Source organism: Streptomyces typhae, assembly GCF_009755605.1.
Classification (GTDB): Bacteria; Actinomycetota; Actinomycetes; order Streptomycetales; family Streptomycetaceae; genus Streptomyces; species Streptomyces typhae.
This window is the reverse complement of record NZ_WPNZ01000004.1, coordinates 252635-267354: the sequence shown is the minus strand read 5'-3', so window position 1 is coordinate 267354 and position 14720 is coordinate 252635. Positions and strand designations below refer to the sequence as shown.

Sequence of the window (14720 nt, the reverse complement as noted above, 5' to 3'; positions counted from 1 at the left end):
GGGCACCTTCGTTCGGGAGAGCTTGCCGTTGACCGGGCGGGTGTGCAGGTGACCGGTGGGTGTGCCGACGACTGGGCGGGTGTGCAGGTGGGCAGGTGGGTGGACAGGTGACCGCACGGTAGCCTCCGGCGCCCCAACGCGCCATCCGCGCGGAGGAGTTCACGCCGACCGTCGGGCGCGGCGACCCCCGTGACGGCGCGCGGGGGCGGCGCGCGACCCCCTGCCGGGGCCGTGTGTGCGCCGCTGCGGGCGTGCGTGACGAGGTGCGCGACCAGGCAGGACGGTGTGCGCGGCCGTGCCCCGCCGCCTGCCCGGCAGCGCCCCCGCGCCCGCCTGGGTGCGCCCCGGGTCCGTCTGGAAGGATTGCGGGCGTCATGGTGCAGATACCGAAGCAGCAGCCCGTGCCGGGCCCGGCGCCGGCTGCGCCGAGCCCCCCGCCCGACTCCGTGCCGCAGGGCACGCCGCACTCCGTGCCGACGAGCGCCGACGTCGCCCGCCTCGCCGGCGTCTCGCGCGCCACCGTCAGCTATGTCCTGAACAACACCAGCGCCGTCCGGATCAGCGAGCCGACCCGCCGCCGTGTGCACGCCGCGGCCAAGGAACTCGGCTACGTCCCGCACGCCGCCGCCCGCAGCCTGCGTGCCGGGCACTCCCGCATGGTCCTCATGCCCACACCGCAGATCGCCGTGGGGCCGCTGTTCAGCGCGTTCTTCAACGAACTCCAGTGGGCCCTCAGCAGATTCGACTACACGGTGGTGCAGTACGGCAGCCTCGGCCTGACCGGCGAGGAGGCGGCCCGCGCCTGGGCCGAACTGCGTCCGGTGGCCGTCCTCGCGCCCGACGCCACCGCGCTCGGCGCCCGCGGTGTCGCCGTGCTCAAACGCTCCGGCGCCAAGGCCGTCTTCACCCTCGGCCCGCAGCGGGCCGAGGGGGCGCACGCCCTGCTGATGGACCAGCGCCTGGTCGGCCGCGCCGCCGCCGAGCACCTGCTGGCCCGTGGCCGCCGCCGCATCGGCGTCGTCGTCCCCGAGGAACCCGGACTCGAAGTCTTCTCGCGGCCGCGTCTGGACGGCGTCCGCGCCGCCGTGCGCGGCGTCGCCGCCGGCGAGGTGACCGAGCTGCCGCTCGCGTACACGGAGGACTCCGCGGCCCACCTCACCGACCGCTGGTCCGCCCTCGGCCTCGACGCCGTCTTCGCGTACAACGACGACTACGCCATGCTCCTGACGCGCGCGCTCCAGGACCGCGGCGTCGCCGTCCCCGAGGACACCGCCGTCGTCGGTGCCGACGACCTGATGCTGGCCCGGCTCCTGAGACCCCGCCTGAGCAGCGTGCGCATCGAGCTGCCGTCGGGCCGCGGCCTGGCCGAGCTCGTCGACCGGGTGGTGCGCGAGCCCGGCGGGCGCCCCGAGGTGCACGACGTGCTCGGGGCGAGCGTGGTGCACCGCGAGTCGAGCTGACCGTACGCGCAGAGCCGGGTGGGGGCGGACAAACGTACGTTTGTCCGCCCCCACCCGGCTCTGCCCGGATTCCCGGAGGCCCCGGGGTCCGTCACTGCCCCTGGTCGGTGGCCTGCTGCTCGGCGACGGACTTGCGCACCTCGTCCATGTCCAGCTTGCGGGCCTGGCCGATGACGTCGTCCAGGGCCTCCTGGGGCAGGGCGCCCGGCTGCGCGAACACCGCCACCTGATCGCGGACGATCATGAGGGTCGGGATGGACTGGATACCGAAAGCGGCGGCCAGCTCCGGCTGGGCCTCCGTGTCGACCTTGCCGAAGACCAGATCGGGATTGGCCTCCGCGGCCTTCTCGTACACCGGGGCGAACTGGCGGCAGGGCCCGCACCAGGACGCCCAGAAGTCGATCAGGACGAAGTCGTGCTCCGTCATCGTCTGGTCGAAGTTTTCCTTCGTGAGCTCCACTGTCGTGCTGCTCATGGTCTGTCTCTCTTCCTGATGAGGGCGAAGCCGTCGTGCACAACGGCCGGGGCGACGGCCGTATTCCGCGCGCGTACCCGTGTGGCCACGCCGCACACCTGGGACCAGACTGTCCCCATGACGGAAGCCTCACATGCCACCCGGACGATTCCCTACGACGTCGTGGTCATTGGCGCCGGACCCGTCGGCGAGAACCTCGCCGACCGGGCCCGCGCGGCCGGACTCAGCGCCGCGATCGTGGAGAGCGAACTCGTCGGCGGCGAATGCTCGTACTGGGCCTGCATGCCCAGCAAGGCCCTGCTGCGCCCGGTCGTGGCCCGCGCGGACGCCCGCCGCGTCCCGGGCCTGCGCCACCTCGTCGACGGCGACCTGGACGCGGCCGCCGTCCTCGCGCACCGTGACGACTACACCTCGCACTGGAAGGACGACGGCCAGGTGGGCTGGCTGGAGTCCGTCGGTGTCGAGCTCCACCGCGGCCACGGCCGCCTCTCCGGCACCAAGGAGGTCACGGTCACCGGGCCGGACGGTGAGACGGTGCGCCTGAGCGCGCGGCACGCCGTCGCGGTGTGCACCGGCAGCCGCGCCGTCGTGCCCGACCTGCCGGGCGTCGCCGACGCCAAGCCGTGGACGAGCCGGGAGGCCACCAGCGCGGACCGGGTGCCGGGGCGCCTGATCGTCGTAGGCGGCGGTGTCGTCGGCGTGGAGATGGCCACGGCCTGGCAGGCCCTCGGGTCCCGGGTGACGCTGCTCGTACGCGGCGGGGGGCTGCTGCCGAAGATGGAGCCGTTCGCCGGGGAGCTGGTCGCGGACGCGCTGCGCGAGGCGGGCGCCGACGTGCGCACGAACGCCTCCGTGACGGAGGCCCGCCGGAACGGGGACACCGTCACCGCCGTCCTCGACGACGGCACCGTCATCGAGGCCGACGAGATCCTCTTCGCCACCGGACGCGCCCCGCGCACCGACGACCTCGGCCTCGACACCGTCGGCCTGGAGCCCGGGAGCTGGCTGTCCGTCGACGACAGCTGCCGGGTGGCGGGCAAGGACTGGCTGTACGCCGTCGGCGACGTGAACCGGCGCGCGCTCCTGACCCACCAGGGCAAGTACCAGGCGCGTGTCGCGGGCGCCGCGATCGCCGCCCGCGCCCAGCGGGTGCCCCTCCTGGAGACCGACCGCTGGGGCGCGCACAGCGCCACCGCCGACCACGCCGCGGTGCCGCAGGTCGTCTTCACCGACCCCGAGGCGGCGTCGGCGGGCCTCACCCTCGCCGCCGCCGAGTCCGCCGGACACCGGGTGCGGGCCGTCGACTACGACCTCGCGAACGTCGCCGGCTCCGGCCTGTACGCCGACGGCTACCGCGGCCGCGCCCGCATGATCGTCGACCTCGACCGCGAGGTGCTCCTCGGCGTCACCTTCGTCGGCCCCGGCGTCAGCGAGCTCCTGCACTCGGCCACGATCGCCATCGCGGGCGAGGTCCCCATCGACCGCCTGTGGCACGCGGTACCGGCCTATCCGACGATCAGTGAGGTGTGGCTGCGTCTGCTGGAGACCTACCGGGGGTGAGGGGTACTGCCACCGGGCGGCGGTGCGCTCGGTGCCCGGCCCCCGGTGCCGGCCGCGCCCCCGCCCGACGGTTGGGGGCGGCGGGTCAGGGTGACCGGGCTGCCCGGCCGGGCGGGGGTGTCTAGGCCGGTCGGGTCGGCTGGTCTCGCTGGAGGGGTCGGCCGATCGGACGGGGGTGTCTCGGTCGGTCGGTTGGCCGGGCGGGCGGCCGGTCGTGCGGGTGGCGGCTCGGTCAGCTGGGTGGTGTGTCTGCCGACATCGGTCGGCCGGGCGGCAGGTGGTGTGTCTGCCGGTGTCGGCTGGCCGGGCGGCCGGTCTCGGCGGACGGGCCGTCCGGCCGTGCGGGCGGCGTTTCAGCCGGCGTCGGCTAGTCGGCGGCCGGTCCCGGCGGACGGGCCGTCCGGCCGTGCGGGCGGCGTTTCAGCCGGCGTCGGCTGGTCGGCGGCCGGTCCCGGCAGTCGGGCCGTCCGGCCGTGCGGGCGGCGGCTCCGGTCGGCGTCGTTCGGCCGGTGGTGTGTCTGGCGGTGTCAGTCGGCCGGGCGGCGGGTGGTGTGTCTGGCGGCGTCGGCCGACCGGGCGGCCGGTCTCGGCGGACGGGCCGTCCGGCTGTACGGGTGGTGTGTCTGCCGGTGTCGGTCGGGCGGGTGCCAGGCGGTGTGTCTGCCGGTGTCGGCCGGGCGGCCGGGGCCGCGTGTCAGCCGGCGCGCCGGAAGCCTGCCTCCGCCGCCTCCCGGGCCGCGACCCCGGGAGGCGCCCCGCGTCGCTCGGCCGCCCGGCGCCTGCGCCGCAGCGCCGCCAGTTCGCCCTCGTCCTTGCCGCCCCACACCCCGGCCATCTGGCCGGTCCGCAGCGCGTACGTGAGGCACTGGCGCGCCACGGGGCAGCGTTCGCACACCCGTTTGGCCTTTTCCTGGTCCCGTTCCGCCGGGCCGGTCGTCCCGACCGGGAAGAACAGCTCCGGATCCTCGTCGGCACACGCGGCCTTCTGGATCCACTCCTGTCGCTGTGGTACCTCATCCATGCGTCGGCGGGTGCCCGACGCATCGGCGCACAAACGGAGTTCGGAGAAAACAAGGTGTCCGGGCCACGGGCCGGACCCGGGCTCAGGCCGCGTCCGCGAGGATCGCCTCCAGATGGCGCAGCGCCGTGGTCACCCGAGCCGGGTCCTGCTGGAAGAACGGATCGTCGGGAACCGGAAGCGACCCGGCGAGCGCGATCCCCCGGCCGCGCGCCCAGGTCGCGTCGTCGGCGCCGACCGCCGCACGGAACGTCGCACGGGCCTCGGCGGGCAGGAACATCCACGCCGGTATCAGGTCGCAGGCGGGGTCGCCCACGGCCAGCGTGCCGAAGTCGATCACCGCGGAGAGGTGCCCGTCCACGGCGAGCAGGTTGCCGGTGGCGAGGTCCCCGTGCAGCCACACCGGCGGCCGGTCCCACGCGGGCGCCGCGAGCGCCTCCTCCCACACGGCCGTCACCGCGTCCGTGTCGACCGTCCCGCGCAGCTTCGCGATCTTGGCGCGGACCAACGAGTCGGCGGTCAGCGCGTCGCACTCGGCACCCACCCGGGCGCCCCGGAAGGCGTTGCTCCACTGCGGCGCGGGCCCGCCCGTCGCGTCGATCCCTCGCAGGGCCGTCACGAACGCACCGAGCTCGGCCGCCGTACGGTGCGGATCGGCCAGGGTGTCCGTCGTCGCCGGCACCCCCTCCAGCCAGCGGCACACCGACCACGGGAAGGGATACCCCGCACCGGGCTCGCCCTGCGCCAGCGGCCGTGACACCTCCAGCGGCAACTGCGGCGCCAGCCACGGCAGCCAGCGCTGCTCCCGCTCCACCTGCCCGACCCAGCGCTCGTACCGGGGCAGCCGCAGCGCCATGTCGTCACCGAGGCGGTACGTCGCGTTGTCCATCCCCGACCGTGGCACCGGCCTGATCGGCAGGTGGGCCCACTGCGGGAACTGCGCGGTCAGGAGCCGCCGCAGCAGTGGCTCGTCGATGCGGGGGGCGCCGTCGTCGCCGGTGCCGTCCGCGGGCCCTTCCGCGTCGTCCTCATGGTCCTCGTGGTCCTCGAACTCGTCGTGGTCCGCGAACTCCGCGTACGGCATCGGCTCCTGGGTACCACCTGTTGACACGAACTCTCCTCTGCGGATCTGCGGATCTGCGGACTCCGCCGACATCCCACCCACCGGGCGAAAGGATGTCCACCGAGTTTTCGTTCCACCGCCTACCGGGCCCCCGCCCGGCGGCTTCTCGTACGCCGCCCGGACGGCCCGGGTGGTCCGGCCCCCGGGGCGGCGGCTAGCCTGTCACCGCGGTGATCTTCTGCGATCGCCGCGCGGCGGTGGGGCCCGCCGCACCCCAACCGCGGCGACGGTGCCGCCAACGGTCCCTGCTTGCGACGGAGCGCGCCCGGTGCCGGGTGCTCGGCGAGTAGGAGACGTGCGCATGTCCATGGGAGCCGACCGGCGGTCCGCCGGTGCGGGGGAGCCGATCGATCCGGACGTCGGCCCGGCCGCCGCCGCCACGCCGCCCGGCCTGCTGCGCGGGCAGGGACCCGTCGTCGCCGTGGTGGCCGTCGGTGGCGCGCTGGGCGCCGCCGCCCGGTACGGTGCCACGCTGATCTGGCCGGTCGCCACCGGCGCCTTCCCCTGGACGACGCTCGCGGTGAACGTCGCCGGGTGCGCGGCGATCGGCGTGCTGATGGTCCTTGTCGCTGAGGGCGCTGACCTCGCTGAGGGCGCTGAGGGCACAGACACCGCCGAGACTGCCGACACCGCCGAGACCAACGAAGTCGCCGACGCCGCTGGTGCCCCCGGCTCCGCCGAACTCACCGAAGCCGCCAAAGCCGCCGAACTCACCGCAGCCGCCGAACTCACCGAAGCCGCCGAACGCACCGGCAGTACCGCCAGCACCACCAGCACCGCGAGGCGCCCGGCGCATCCGCTGCTCCGCCCGTTCCTCGGCACCGGCGTGCTCGGCGGCTTCACCACGTTCTCGACGTACACGGTGGACGTCGAACGCCTCGCCGACGCGGGACACCTCCGCACCGCCCTGGCCTGTCTGGCCCTGACGCTGCTGGCGGCGCTCGCCGCCGTGTGGTGCGCGGCAGCGCTGACGCGGCGCGCCGTCACGCGGCGGCGGGCGCGCGCGTCCCGTGCGGGGGAGGACCGGTGACCTGGCTCCTGGTGGTCGCCGGGGCGATGATCGGCGCCCCGCTCCGCTACCTCACCGACCGCGCGGTGCGGGCACGGCACGACACCCTCTTTCCGTGGGGCACGTTCGCCGTCAACGTCGTGGGCAGCTTCGTCCTCGGCGTGGTGACCGGCGCGGCGACGGCGGGCGTGGCGTCCGCGCACACGCAGGCGTTCCTCGGCACCGGTCTGTGCGGCGCCCTCACCACGTACTCGACGTTCTCGTACGAGACCCTCAGGCTCGCCGAGGAGGGCGCGCGCCCGGCCGCCGTCGGCAACGCCGTCGCGAGCGTGCTCGCCGGACTCGGCGCCGCGTTCGCGGGGGTCGCCTGCGCGCGGGCCTGGTGGGGGTGACCACCCCGCCCGCACCGCAGGCCCCCATCCACACGGCAGGGCCCGTACGCCTCCGCCCGAACCGCACGGCACGGCACGGCACCGCAGACCCCAACCGCACCGCACCGCCGGGCGCCGCACGCCCGGAGCACCGCACGGAGGGGCAACCCAGGCGCCTCAGCGGGCAGGCCGCAGCCGCCGGAGCACCCGGCCCGCCAGCTTCCGGGCCCGCCGCACGGCCCGCTTCGGCGCCTGCCGGACGGCGCGCTTGCGGCGGGCGGTGCGCAGCTCGGCGAAGAGGCGTTCGTGGCGGGCGGCGATCGGCGCCGGGTCGTAGCGGCGGGCGCTCTCCAGGGCCGCGGCGCCCATCGCGCGCCGCGCCCCCGGGTCCTCGATCAGCTCGATCAGGGCCTTGGCGAGCGCCGGGGCGTCGCCGCGCGGCACGAGCCTGCCGTCGTGCCCGTCCGTGATGATCTCGGCGGGGCCGAGCGGGCAGTCGGTGGACACCACCGGCACTCCGCAGCGCATCGCCTCCACCAGCGTCATGCCGAACGACTCCGCGTCCGAGGCCGAGGCGGCGATCGACGCACGGGCGAACTCGGCCTCGATGGGGGAGCGCACCCCCGCCAGCTCCACGTTCCCGCCGAGCCCCAGCTCGTCGATCAGGTCCTGCAGCGGCTCCTTCTGCGTGCCGCCGCCGTAGATCCGCAGCCGCCAGTCGGGATGCTGCTCCGCCACCGTCGCGAACGCCTGCACCAGCAGGTCGAACCGCTTGCCCGGCACGAGCCGCCCCGCCGCCGCGACGACCTTCGCGGTGCCGTCGGAGGGTTGCACGTCCGGAGCGGGCACCATGTTGGGCACGGCGAGGACCCGCACGCCCGGCAGCGCCATCCGCTCGCGGTAGACCGCGGCGTCGGCCTCCGTGGTGGTGACCAGGGCGTCCAGCTTCCGGTAGTGCGGGGCGAGTTGGCCGCGCAGCCGCTTGCTGTGGGCGTCGTGGCGCAGATGCTCCTGGGCGATGCGCAGGGCGCCGCGGGGGCCGTAGCGGGCGAGGTAGACGTTCAGACCGGGCCGGGTGCCGATGATCACGTCGGCGTCGCAGTCCCGCAGACAGGCCGCGGCCCGCGCGTCGTGCAGACGGGAGTACTGCCGGTGCCGGCCCTCCGCGGACGGGAAGGCCCTGGCGGGCTCCGCGAGCAGCGGATCCGCCGCGTCCGCGCTCTCGGGGCGCAGGTCCACCAGCGGTACGAGGGTGACACGCGGGTCCAAGGTGAACCGCGGCGTCTCACGGTGCCGCTGCAACGAGACGACGGTGACGTGGTGGCGATCGGCCAGCGCGGCGGCGAGGTTGAGGGTGGTGCGGATCGTGCCGCCCACGCCGTAGGCGTTGTGCAGCAGGAACACGACCTTCAGAGCCTTCATGCGGAAAGGTCCCCCTGGGTGGAACTCGATTGGGTGAAACTCACTGGGTGAAACTCGATGGTGTTCGACGGACCGTGCGAGAGGTCGGTTCACACGGATATGTACGGTCAAGGGTAAGGACGATGCGCATCGGTGAACGGTGCGGGTCGGTACGGGAAACGAAAGGCCACTCTTGTGCCCCGGGGTAAGCCGGGAATCCGGCCAAGGTGAGAGGCCGGTAAGAACACGCCATCCCTGGTGGGCACGGTGTGCGAACCCCCGCCCGGGGCGCGGCCCGTGCTTGGCAGACTGGGCCGATGCCTCACACCGTGCTGCTCGCCGAGGACGACCGCGCCATCCGCACCTCCCTGGAGCGCGCGCTGACCCTGGAGGGCTACCGCGTCACGGCCGTGCCCGACGGCGTCCAGGCCCTCGCCCGCGCCCACACGGACCCGCCCGACCTGCTCGTGCTCGACGTGATGATGCCCGGCATCGACGGCCTCCAGGTCTGCCGGGTACTGCGCGCCGAGGGCGACCGCACCCCGGTCCTGATGCTCACCGCGCGCGTGGAGACCGCCGACCGCATAGCCGGGCTCGACGCCGGCGCCGACGACTACGTGGCCAAGCCCTTCGACGTCGAAGAGGTGTTCGCACGGCTGCGGGCCCTGCTGCGCCGGGCGGACGGCGGACCCGCCGGCAGGGGAGTGCCCGGCTCCGGCGGCGAGGGCCCCGGCGCCCAGGTCGTGGCCGGCGACCTGCGCATCGACCCGCGGGCGCGGCGGGCCTGGCGCGGCACCCGCGAAGTCGAGCTGACCCGCACGGAGTTCGACCTCCTGGAACTCCTCGCCCGCAACGAGGGCATCGTCCTCGACCACGGCACCCTCTACGACCGCATCTGGGGCTACGACTTCGGCCCGGCCTCCAAGAACCTCGCCGTGTACGTCGGCTATCTGCGCCGCAAGATCGACGTGCCGGGCGCGACCCCGCTGATCCACACCGTGCGGGGCGTCGGCTACGTGCTGCGGGCCTCGTGAGGGGCGCGTGCGGCGGGGGCGGTGTGCGGGGCGTCCGGCTGCGCCTCGCGCCCGTCGGCAGTCTGGCCACGACCTTCGCCGCGCTGTTCGCGGCGGTGGCCGTCGCCGTGACGCTGCTCGTGGGCTTCCTCAGCTACGACGCCGCGGCCCGCCTCGTCCGCAGGGACCAGCAGACACAGTTCACCGAGGTCGTCGAGGAGCTGCGCACCCAGGTGCGGCAGCGCAGCATCGACGCCGACGAGTACGTGATCATCACCGATCTGGACCACGACGGCGTACGGGACGACCTGACCAGGACCGCGCGCTCCGACGCCCAGGTCGTCGACCCCGGCGGCAGGGTCGTCGGTCGCGGCACCCCGCGGCTGCCGGTGTCCGGCGCGGACCGCCGGGTCGCCGCCGACCGCCGGCCGGGCGTCGTGTCCCGCCGCGACGTGGAACTCGGCGACGAGGACTACCGCGTGGCCACGGTGTCCCTGGGCGGCGGGCGCGGCGCCGTGCAGCTGGCCCAGCGGTTCAGCGACACCGAGGACCTGCTGCACTCCCTCCAGCGGCGCACGCTGCTGCTCGCCTCCCTGGTGGTGGTCGCGGCGGGCGTCAGCGGCTGGTGGCTGGCGCGCCGCATCACCCGGCGCCTGGTGCGCCTGGCCCGCGCCGCCGAGCACGTCGCCGCGACCGGCAGGGTCGACCGGCCGGTGCCGGTGGCCGGGCGCGACGAGGTGGGCCGCCTCGGCCGCTCCTTCGACCGGATGCTGGGCCGCCTCGCGCAGGCCGAGGACGACCAGCGACGGCTCGTACAGGACGCGGGCCACGAACTGCGTACCCCGCTCACGTCCCTGCGGACGAACATCGCGCTGCTCGACCGCGTCGACGCGCTGCCGCCGCAGGCGCGCGCCGAACTGGTGGCCGACCTCGCCGACGAGTCCCGCGAACTGACCGACCTGGTCAACGAGTTGGTGGAGCTCGCCGCGGGGCGGCAGGACGACGAGCGGCCCGCCAACATCTCCCTCGCCGAACTGGCGGAGGAGGCCGCGGCCCTCGCGCGCCGCCGCACGGGCCGCACCGTCACCGTCGACGCGGTGGGCGCCGACGTCGTCCGGGCCCGGCCCGTCGCCGTGCAGCGCGCCGTCACCAACCTCCTGGAGAACGCCGCCAAGTTCGACCGCGACGGCACGGCGCCCATCGAGCTCACCGTCCGCGGCGGCCGGATCGACGTGCGCGACCGCGGCCCGGGGGTCGCCGCCGCCGACCTGGGCCGCATCTTCGACCGCTTCTACCGCGCGGACGACGCCCGCAGCCTGCCCGGCTCGGGCCTCGGCCTCGCGATCGTCCGGGAGGTGGCCACGACCCACGACGGCCGGGTGTTCGCCCACGCGCGGCCGGGCGGACGGCTCGCGCGCGACGGCTCAGACCACGGCCTCACCCGACATCGCCGCCGCCATCCGCAGGTGCGCCGCGGCCTCGTCGTCGCGGCCCTGGCGTTCGAGCGTGCGGCCCAGCATCAGCCGGGCGTACCCCTCGACCGGGTCGAGGTCGACGACGGTCCGCAGCTCGGCCTCCGCGCGCCGCAGCTGCGCCGAGTGGTAGTAGGCGCGGGCGAGCAGCAGCCGCGGCGCGACCTGCTCGGGCACCTCGTCGGCCAGCGGGGCGAGGATGCTCGCCGCCGTCGTGTACTCCTTGGCGTCGAAGAACTGCTGCGCACGCTCCCAGCGCTCGGCGGCCGTGCCGTGGTCGAAGTAGGTGAACTCCACCGTGTGCCTCCTCTGTGTTCCTCGGCGTTCCTCGGCGGCGACAACGGCACTCAGTGGTTGAATATTCCACTACCCGGGTTTCGGGTCCTGCCCTGCGGTCCGCTCCCTGCCCGCGGCCTTGGCGATGTTGCGGGCCATGCCGCCGAAGACCACGGTGTGGAACGGCGCGACACTCCACCAGTAGGCGTGCCCGAGCAGCCCGCGCGGATGGAACAGAGCACGCTGCCGGTACCGCGTACGGCCGTCGTCGCCCTGTTCGGCGCGCATCTCCAGCCAGGCGAGGCCGGGCAGCCGCATCTCGGCGCGCAGCCGCAGCAGCCGTCCGGGTTCGATCTCCTCCACCCGCCAGAAGTCCAGGGAGTCCCCGACCCGCAGCCGCGCGGCGTCCCTGCGCCCGCGCCGCAGCCCGACCCCGCCGACGAGCCGGTCGAGCCAGCCCCGCACGGCCCAGGCCAACGGGAAGGAGTACCAGCCGTTGTCGCCCCCGATGCCTTCGATGACCCGCCACAGCGCCTCGGGGGAGGCGTCCACGGTGAGCTGCCTGCGGTCGGTGTAGAGGCTGCCGCCCGACCAGCCGGGGTCCGTGGGCAGCGGGTCGCTGGGCGCGCCCGGCACGGAGGCGGAGGACCAGCGGGTGGTGACCTGCGCGTCCTGGATCCGCCGCAGCGCGAGACGCAGGGCCGCGGCGCAGGTCAGCGGCTTTCTGGGCTGGTCAGGCACATACTGCGTGATGTCGTGCTCCGCGCAGACCACCTCGTGCCGCAGGGACTCCGCGAGCGGCCGTGCGATGGCGTGCGGGACGGGCGTGACCAGGCCGATCCAGTAGCTGGACAGGGTCGGGGTGAGGACGGGCACGGGCAGGATGACCCGGCGCGGCAGGCCCGCGGCCGAGGCGTACGCGCGCATCATGTCGCGGTACGTGATGATGTCGGGGCCGCCGATGTCGAAGGTGCGGTTCAGGCCCGCGGGCAGCCGGGCCCCGGCCACCAGGTAGCGCAGGACGTCGCGTACGGCGATGGGCTGGATGCGGGTGCGGACCCAGCTGGGGGTGATCATGACGGGCAGCCGCTCGGTGAGGTAGCGCAGCATCTCGAAGGACGCCGAGCCCGAGCCGATGATGACCGCGGCGCGCAGCACGACGCTCTCGACGCCCGAGTCCAGGAAGATCCGCCCCACCTCGGCGCGGGAGCGCAGATGCGGGGACAGCTCGGCCTCGGGCTTGCCCGCGGGGGTGAGCCCGCCCAGATAGACGATCCGGCGGACCCCGGCAGCACGGGCGGCCTCACTGAAGACGCGGGCGGCACGCCGGTCCGTCTCCTCGAACCCGGATCCGGTACCGAGCGCGTGCACCAGGTAGTACGCGACGTCGATGTCCCGCATCGCCTCCGCGACGGACTCCGCGTCGGTCACGTCGCCGCGGACGACGTCGGCGCGCCCGGACCAGGGGTGGTCGCGCAGCTTCTCCGGGGTGCGGGCGAGGCAGCGTACGCGGTGCCCGGCGTCGAGCAACTCGGGCACGAGACGCCCGCCGATGTAGCCGGTGGCGCCGGTCACGAGGACGTGGAGGCCGGGTTCGGCGTCCGGATCGCTTCCCACTTCTGTCATTCCTGTCATTGGAATCCGTTCTTCCCCATTCGCCCATGGTGATGCCCGCTGTCCGGTGCCGCGACCGGGCGATCGCAGGTGCGGCGACCGGGCGATCGCGGGTGCGGCGACCGGACGACGGCAGCCGCTGCGACCGGGCGACGGCAGGTGTCGCGACCGGACGGCCGCGGGTGCGGGGGCGGCGGCCTCCGGGACCGCATGCATCGCGGGGATCGGGAAAACGGAGTTGTGCCGGACACCGGAGGGCGTGCGGCCGCGCGGGGTGGACAATGGCCCGACTCCGCGCGCACCGCGCACAAGGCGTACCAGACGTACGAGACGTACGAGACGTACACCCGCGTACACCCGCTTACACCGAACGAGCCGAAGCCGAACCGCGTACATCGCGAGAACCAGGAGCGCATGCCGTGAACGACATCTGGGCCTACCCGCCCGGCAGTGGTCACCGAGGCGATCAGCAGGAGTCCCTGACCGGGTTCACGGTCGAGGCGACCGACGGAGTCATCGGGCAGGTGGACCGGCACGTGGACCAGCCGGGCAGGCAGCACCTGGTGGTGGACACCGGCGTGTGGGTCTTCGGCAAGAGTGTGCTCATCCCCGCCGGGGCGGTCACCCGTATCGACCGCGAGGCGGGCACGGTGACGGTCGGTCACTCCAAGGAGCAGGTCAAGGAGGCGCCGCAGTTCACCACCGACAGCGAGACGACGGATCCGGCCTACCTCAACGAGGTGGGCGCGTACTACGCCACGCTGGACACCGGCTCCGAGCTCTGACCGGCCGGCGCGGACCCGGAGCGGAGAGTTGCCCTGTCCGCTCCGGGGGCCCCGGGCTAAGTTGGGCGCCATGAGCAATCTTGATCGCGAGGCGGTGCCCTCCCTGTGCGGCGGCCGCGGGTTCGTCGTCGCGGAACCGGTGCGGGAGCTCCTCAGTCCACGGCGGGTGAAACTGGGCGAGGCGACCGAGGTGCGCCGCCTGCTGCCCAACCTGGGCCGCCGGATGGTCGGCGCCTGGTGCTTCGTCGATCACTACGGTCCCGACGACATCGCCGACGAGCCCGGCATGCAGGTGCCGCCGCACCCGCACATGGGCCTGCAGACCGTGTCCTGGCTGCACGAGGGCGAGGTCCTGCACCGGGACAGCACCGGCAGCCTGCAGACGATCCGCCCCCGCGAACTGGGCCTGATGACGTCCGGGCGGGCGATCTCGCACTCGGAGGAGTCCCCGAAGTCGCACGCCCGCTTCCTGCACGGCGCGCAGCTCTGGGTGGCCCTGCCCGACGCCCACCGGCACACCGAGGCGCACTTCGAGCACCACGCGGACCTGCCGCTGGTAACGGCGCCGGGCCTGAGCGCCAAGATCCTCCTCGGCGCCCTGGACGGCGCCGAGTCCCCCGGCACGACCTACTCGCCCTTGGTGGGCGCCGACCTGACCCTCACTCAGGGAACGGACACCCGCCTTCCCCTGCTTCCCGACTTCGAGTACGCCGTCCTGTCCATGGCGGGCGAGGCCCACGTGGACGGCGTCCCGGTACTCCCCGGCTCCATGCTGTACCTGGGCTGCGGCCGCACCGAACTCCCCCTGCGCGCCGAGTCCGACGCAAGCCTGATGCTCCTCGGCGGCGAGCCCTTCGAGGAGGAGTTGATCATGTGGTGGAATTTCATCGGGCGCACACAGGAGGAGATCGAACAGGCCCGGTCCGACTGGATGACGGGCTCCCGCTTCGGCGAGGTGAAGGGCTACGACGGCGGCCCACTGCCCGCCCCCACCCTCCCGACGGTCCCGCTGAAGCCGCGGGGGAGGGTGCGCTGACCTGCGGAAATGAGGACTGTCGGCCGCTCGGGGCAACGGGCGAGCGTGATCGACGGAGCGGCCGCCGGGTACCGAGGAAAGCAGCCGATGGCCGCCCGCTCGTGACC

Annotated in this window: 13 protein-coding genes and 1 pseudogene; 8 read left to right on the top strand and 6 right to left on the bottom strand. The window is 74.3% G+C overall.

The window, feature by feature from the left end:
- Positions 1–374: 374 nt before the first annotated feature.
- Positions 375–1460 carry a LacI family DNA-binding transcriptional regulator gene (locus GPA10_RS09595; RefSeq protein WP_157165095.1) on the top strand — a complete coding sequence of 362 codons (1086 nt, stop codon included), beginning with the start codon at positions 375–377 and terminating at the stop codon, positions 1458–1460.
- A 91-nt stretch (positions 1461–1551) separates the two neighbouring features.
- Here GPA10_RS09595 and trxA read toward each other — a convergent pair whose 3' ends face one another.
- Positions 1552–1935: a thioredoxin gene (gene trxA, locus GPA10_RS09590; protein ID WP_157165094.1), complete on the bottom strand. Its 384-nt coding sequence runs from the start codon at positions 1933–1935 to the stop codon at positions 1552–1554.
- 117 nt (positions 1936–2052) lie between these two features.
- Here trxA and GPA10_RS09585 point away from each other — a divergent pair, with 117 nt between their 5' ends.
- Positions 2053–3495, top strand: coding sequence for a dihydrolipoyl dehydrogenase family protein (locus GPA10_RS09585; protein WP_198351550.1), 1443 nt, complete (start codon positions 2053–2055; stop codon positions 3493–3495).
- 694 nt (positions 3496–4189) lie between these two features.
- Here GPA10_RS09585 and GPA10_RS09580 read toward each other — a convergent pair.
- Together GPA10_RS09580 and GPA10_RS09575 are read right to left on the bottom strand one after the other, a co-directional pair.
- Positions 4190–4516, bottom strand: a complete 327-nt coding sequence (locus GPA10_RS09580) for a WhiB family transcriptional regulator (protein WP_058852143.1) — start codon at positions 4514–4516, stop codon at positions 4190–4192.
- A gap of 82 nt (positions 4517–4598) precedes the next feature.
- Complete coding sequence (locus GPA10_RS09575; protein WP_343040587.1) at positions 4599–5624, bottom strand: aminoglycoside phosphotransferase family protein; 1026 nt, start codon at positions 5622–5624, stop codon at positions 4599–4601.
- 319 nt (positions 5625–5943) lie between these two features.
- On the opposite strand from GPA10_RS09575, the gene GPA10_RS09570 reads away from it, so the two are divergent.
- Together GPA10_RS09570 and crcB are read left to right on the top strand one after the other, a co-directional pair.
- Complete coding sequence (locus GPA10_RS09570) at positions 5944–6666, top strand: fluoride efflux transporter FluC (RefSeq protein WP_157165244.1); 723 nt, start codon at positions 5944–5946, stop codon at positions 6664–6666.
- The gene (gene crcB, locus GPA10_RS09565) at positions 6663–7037 is read left to right on the top strand and encodes a fluoride efflux transporter CrcB (protein ID WP_343040585.1); all 375 of its coding nucleotides are present in this window, start codon (positions 6663–6665) and stop codon (positions 7035–7037) included. Before GPA10_RS09570 ends, crcB begins: the two co-directional genes overlap by 4 nt.
- A 156-nt stretch (positions 7038–7193) precedes the next feature.
- Here the strand turns inward: crcB and GPA10_RS09560 are convergent, their stop codons facing one another.
- Complete coding sequence (locus GPA10_RS09560) at positions 7194–8429, bottom strand: glycosyltransferase family 4 protein (RefSeq protein WP_058852210.1); 1236 nt, start codon at positions 8427–8429, stop codon at positions 7194–7196.
- A gap of 305 nt (positions 8430–8734) precedes the next feature.
- Between GPA10_RS09560 and GPA10_RS09555 the strand changes: the two genes are divergently transcribed.
- The gene (locus GPA10_RS09555; protein ID WP_157165092.1) at positions 8735–9451 is read left to right on the top strand and encodes a response regulator transcription factor; all 717 of its coding nucleotides are present in this window, start codon (positions 8735–8737) and stop codon (positions 9449–9451) included.
- A 23-nt stretch (positions 9452–9474) separates the two neighbouring features.
- Positions 9475–10836 (top strand): annotated as a pseudogene (locus GPA10_RS09550) (sensor histidine kinase); the annotation flags it as partial.
- A gap of 18 nt (positions 10837–10854) precedes the next feature.
- Here GPA10_RS09550 and GPA10_RS09545 read toward each other — a convergent pair.
- Both GPA10_RS09545 and GPA10_RS09540 read right to left on the bottom strand, forming a co-directional pair.
- Positions 10855–11199, bottom strand: a complete 345-nt coding sequence (locus GPA10_RS09545; RefSeq protein WP_058852138.1) for a tetratricopeptide repeat protein — start codon at positions 11197–11199, stop codon at positions 10855–10857.
- Between the two features lie 69 nt (positions 11200–11268).
- Positions 11269–12804, bottom strand: coding sequence for an SDR family oxidoreductase (locus tag GPA10_RS09540; protein WP_157165091.1), 1536 nt, complete (start codon positions 12802–12804; stop codon positions 11269–11271).
- A 407-nt stretch (positions 12805–13211) separates the two neighbouring features.
- Between GPA10_RS09540 and GPA10_RS09535 the strand changes: the two genes are divergently transcribed.
- Together GPA10_RS09535 and GPA10_RS09530 are read left to right on the top strand one after the other, a co-directional pair.
- Positions 13212–13577 carry a hypothetical protein gene (locus GPA10_RS09535; protein WP_058852136.1) on the top strand — a complete coding sequence of 122 codons (366 nt, stop codon included), beginning with the start codon at positions 13212–13214 and terminating at the stop codon, positions 13575–13577.
- 70 nt (positions 13578–13647) lie between these two features.
- Positions 13648–14613, top strand: a complete 966-nt coding sequence (locus tag GPA10_RS09530; protein WP_157165090.1) for a pirin family protein — start codon at positions 13648–13650, stop codon at positions 14611–14613.
- The last annotated feature ends 107 nt before the right edge of the window (positions 14614–14720 follow it).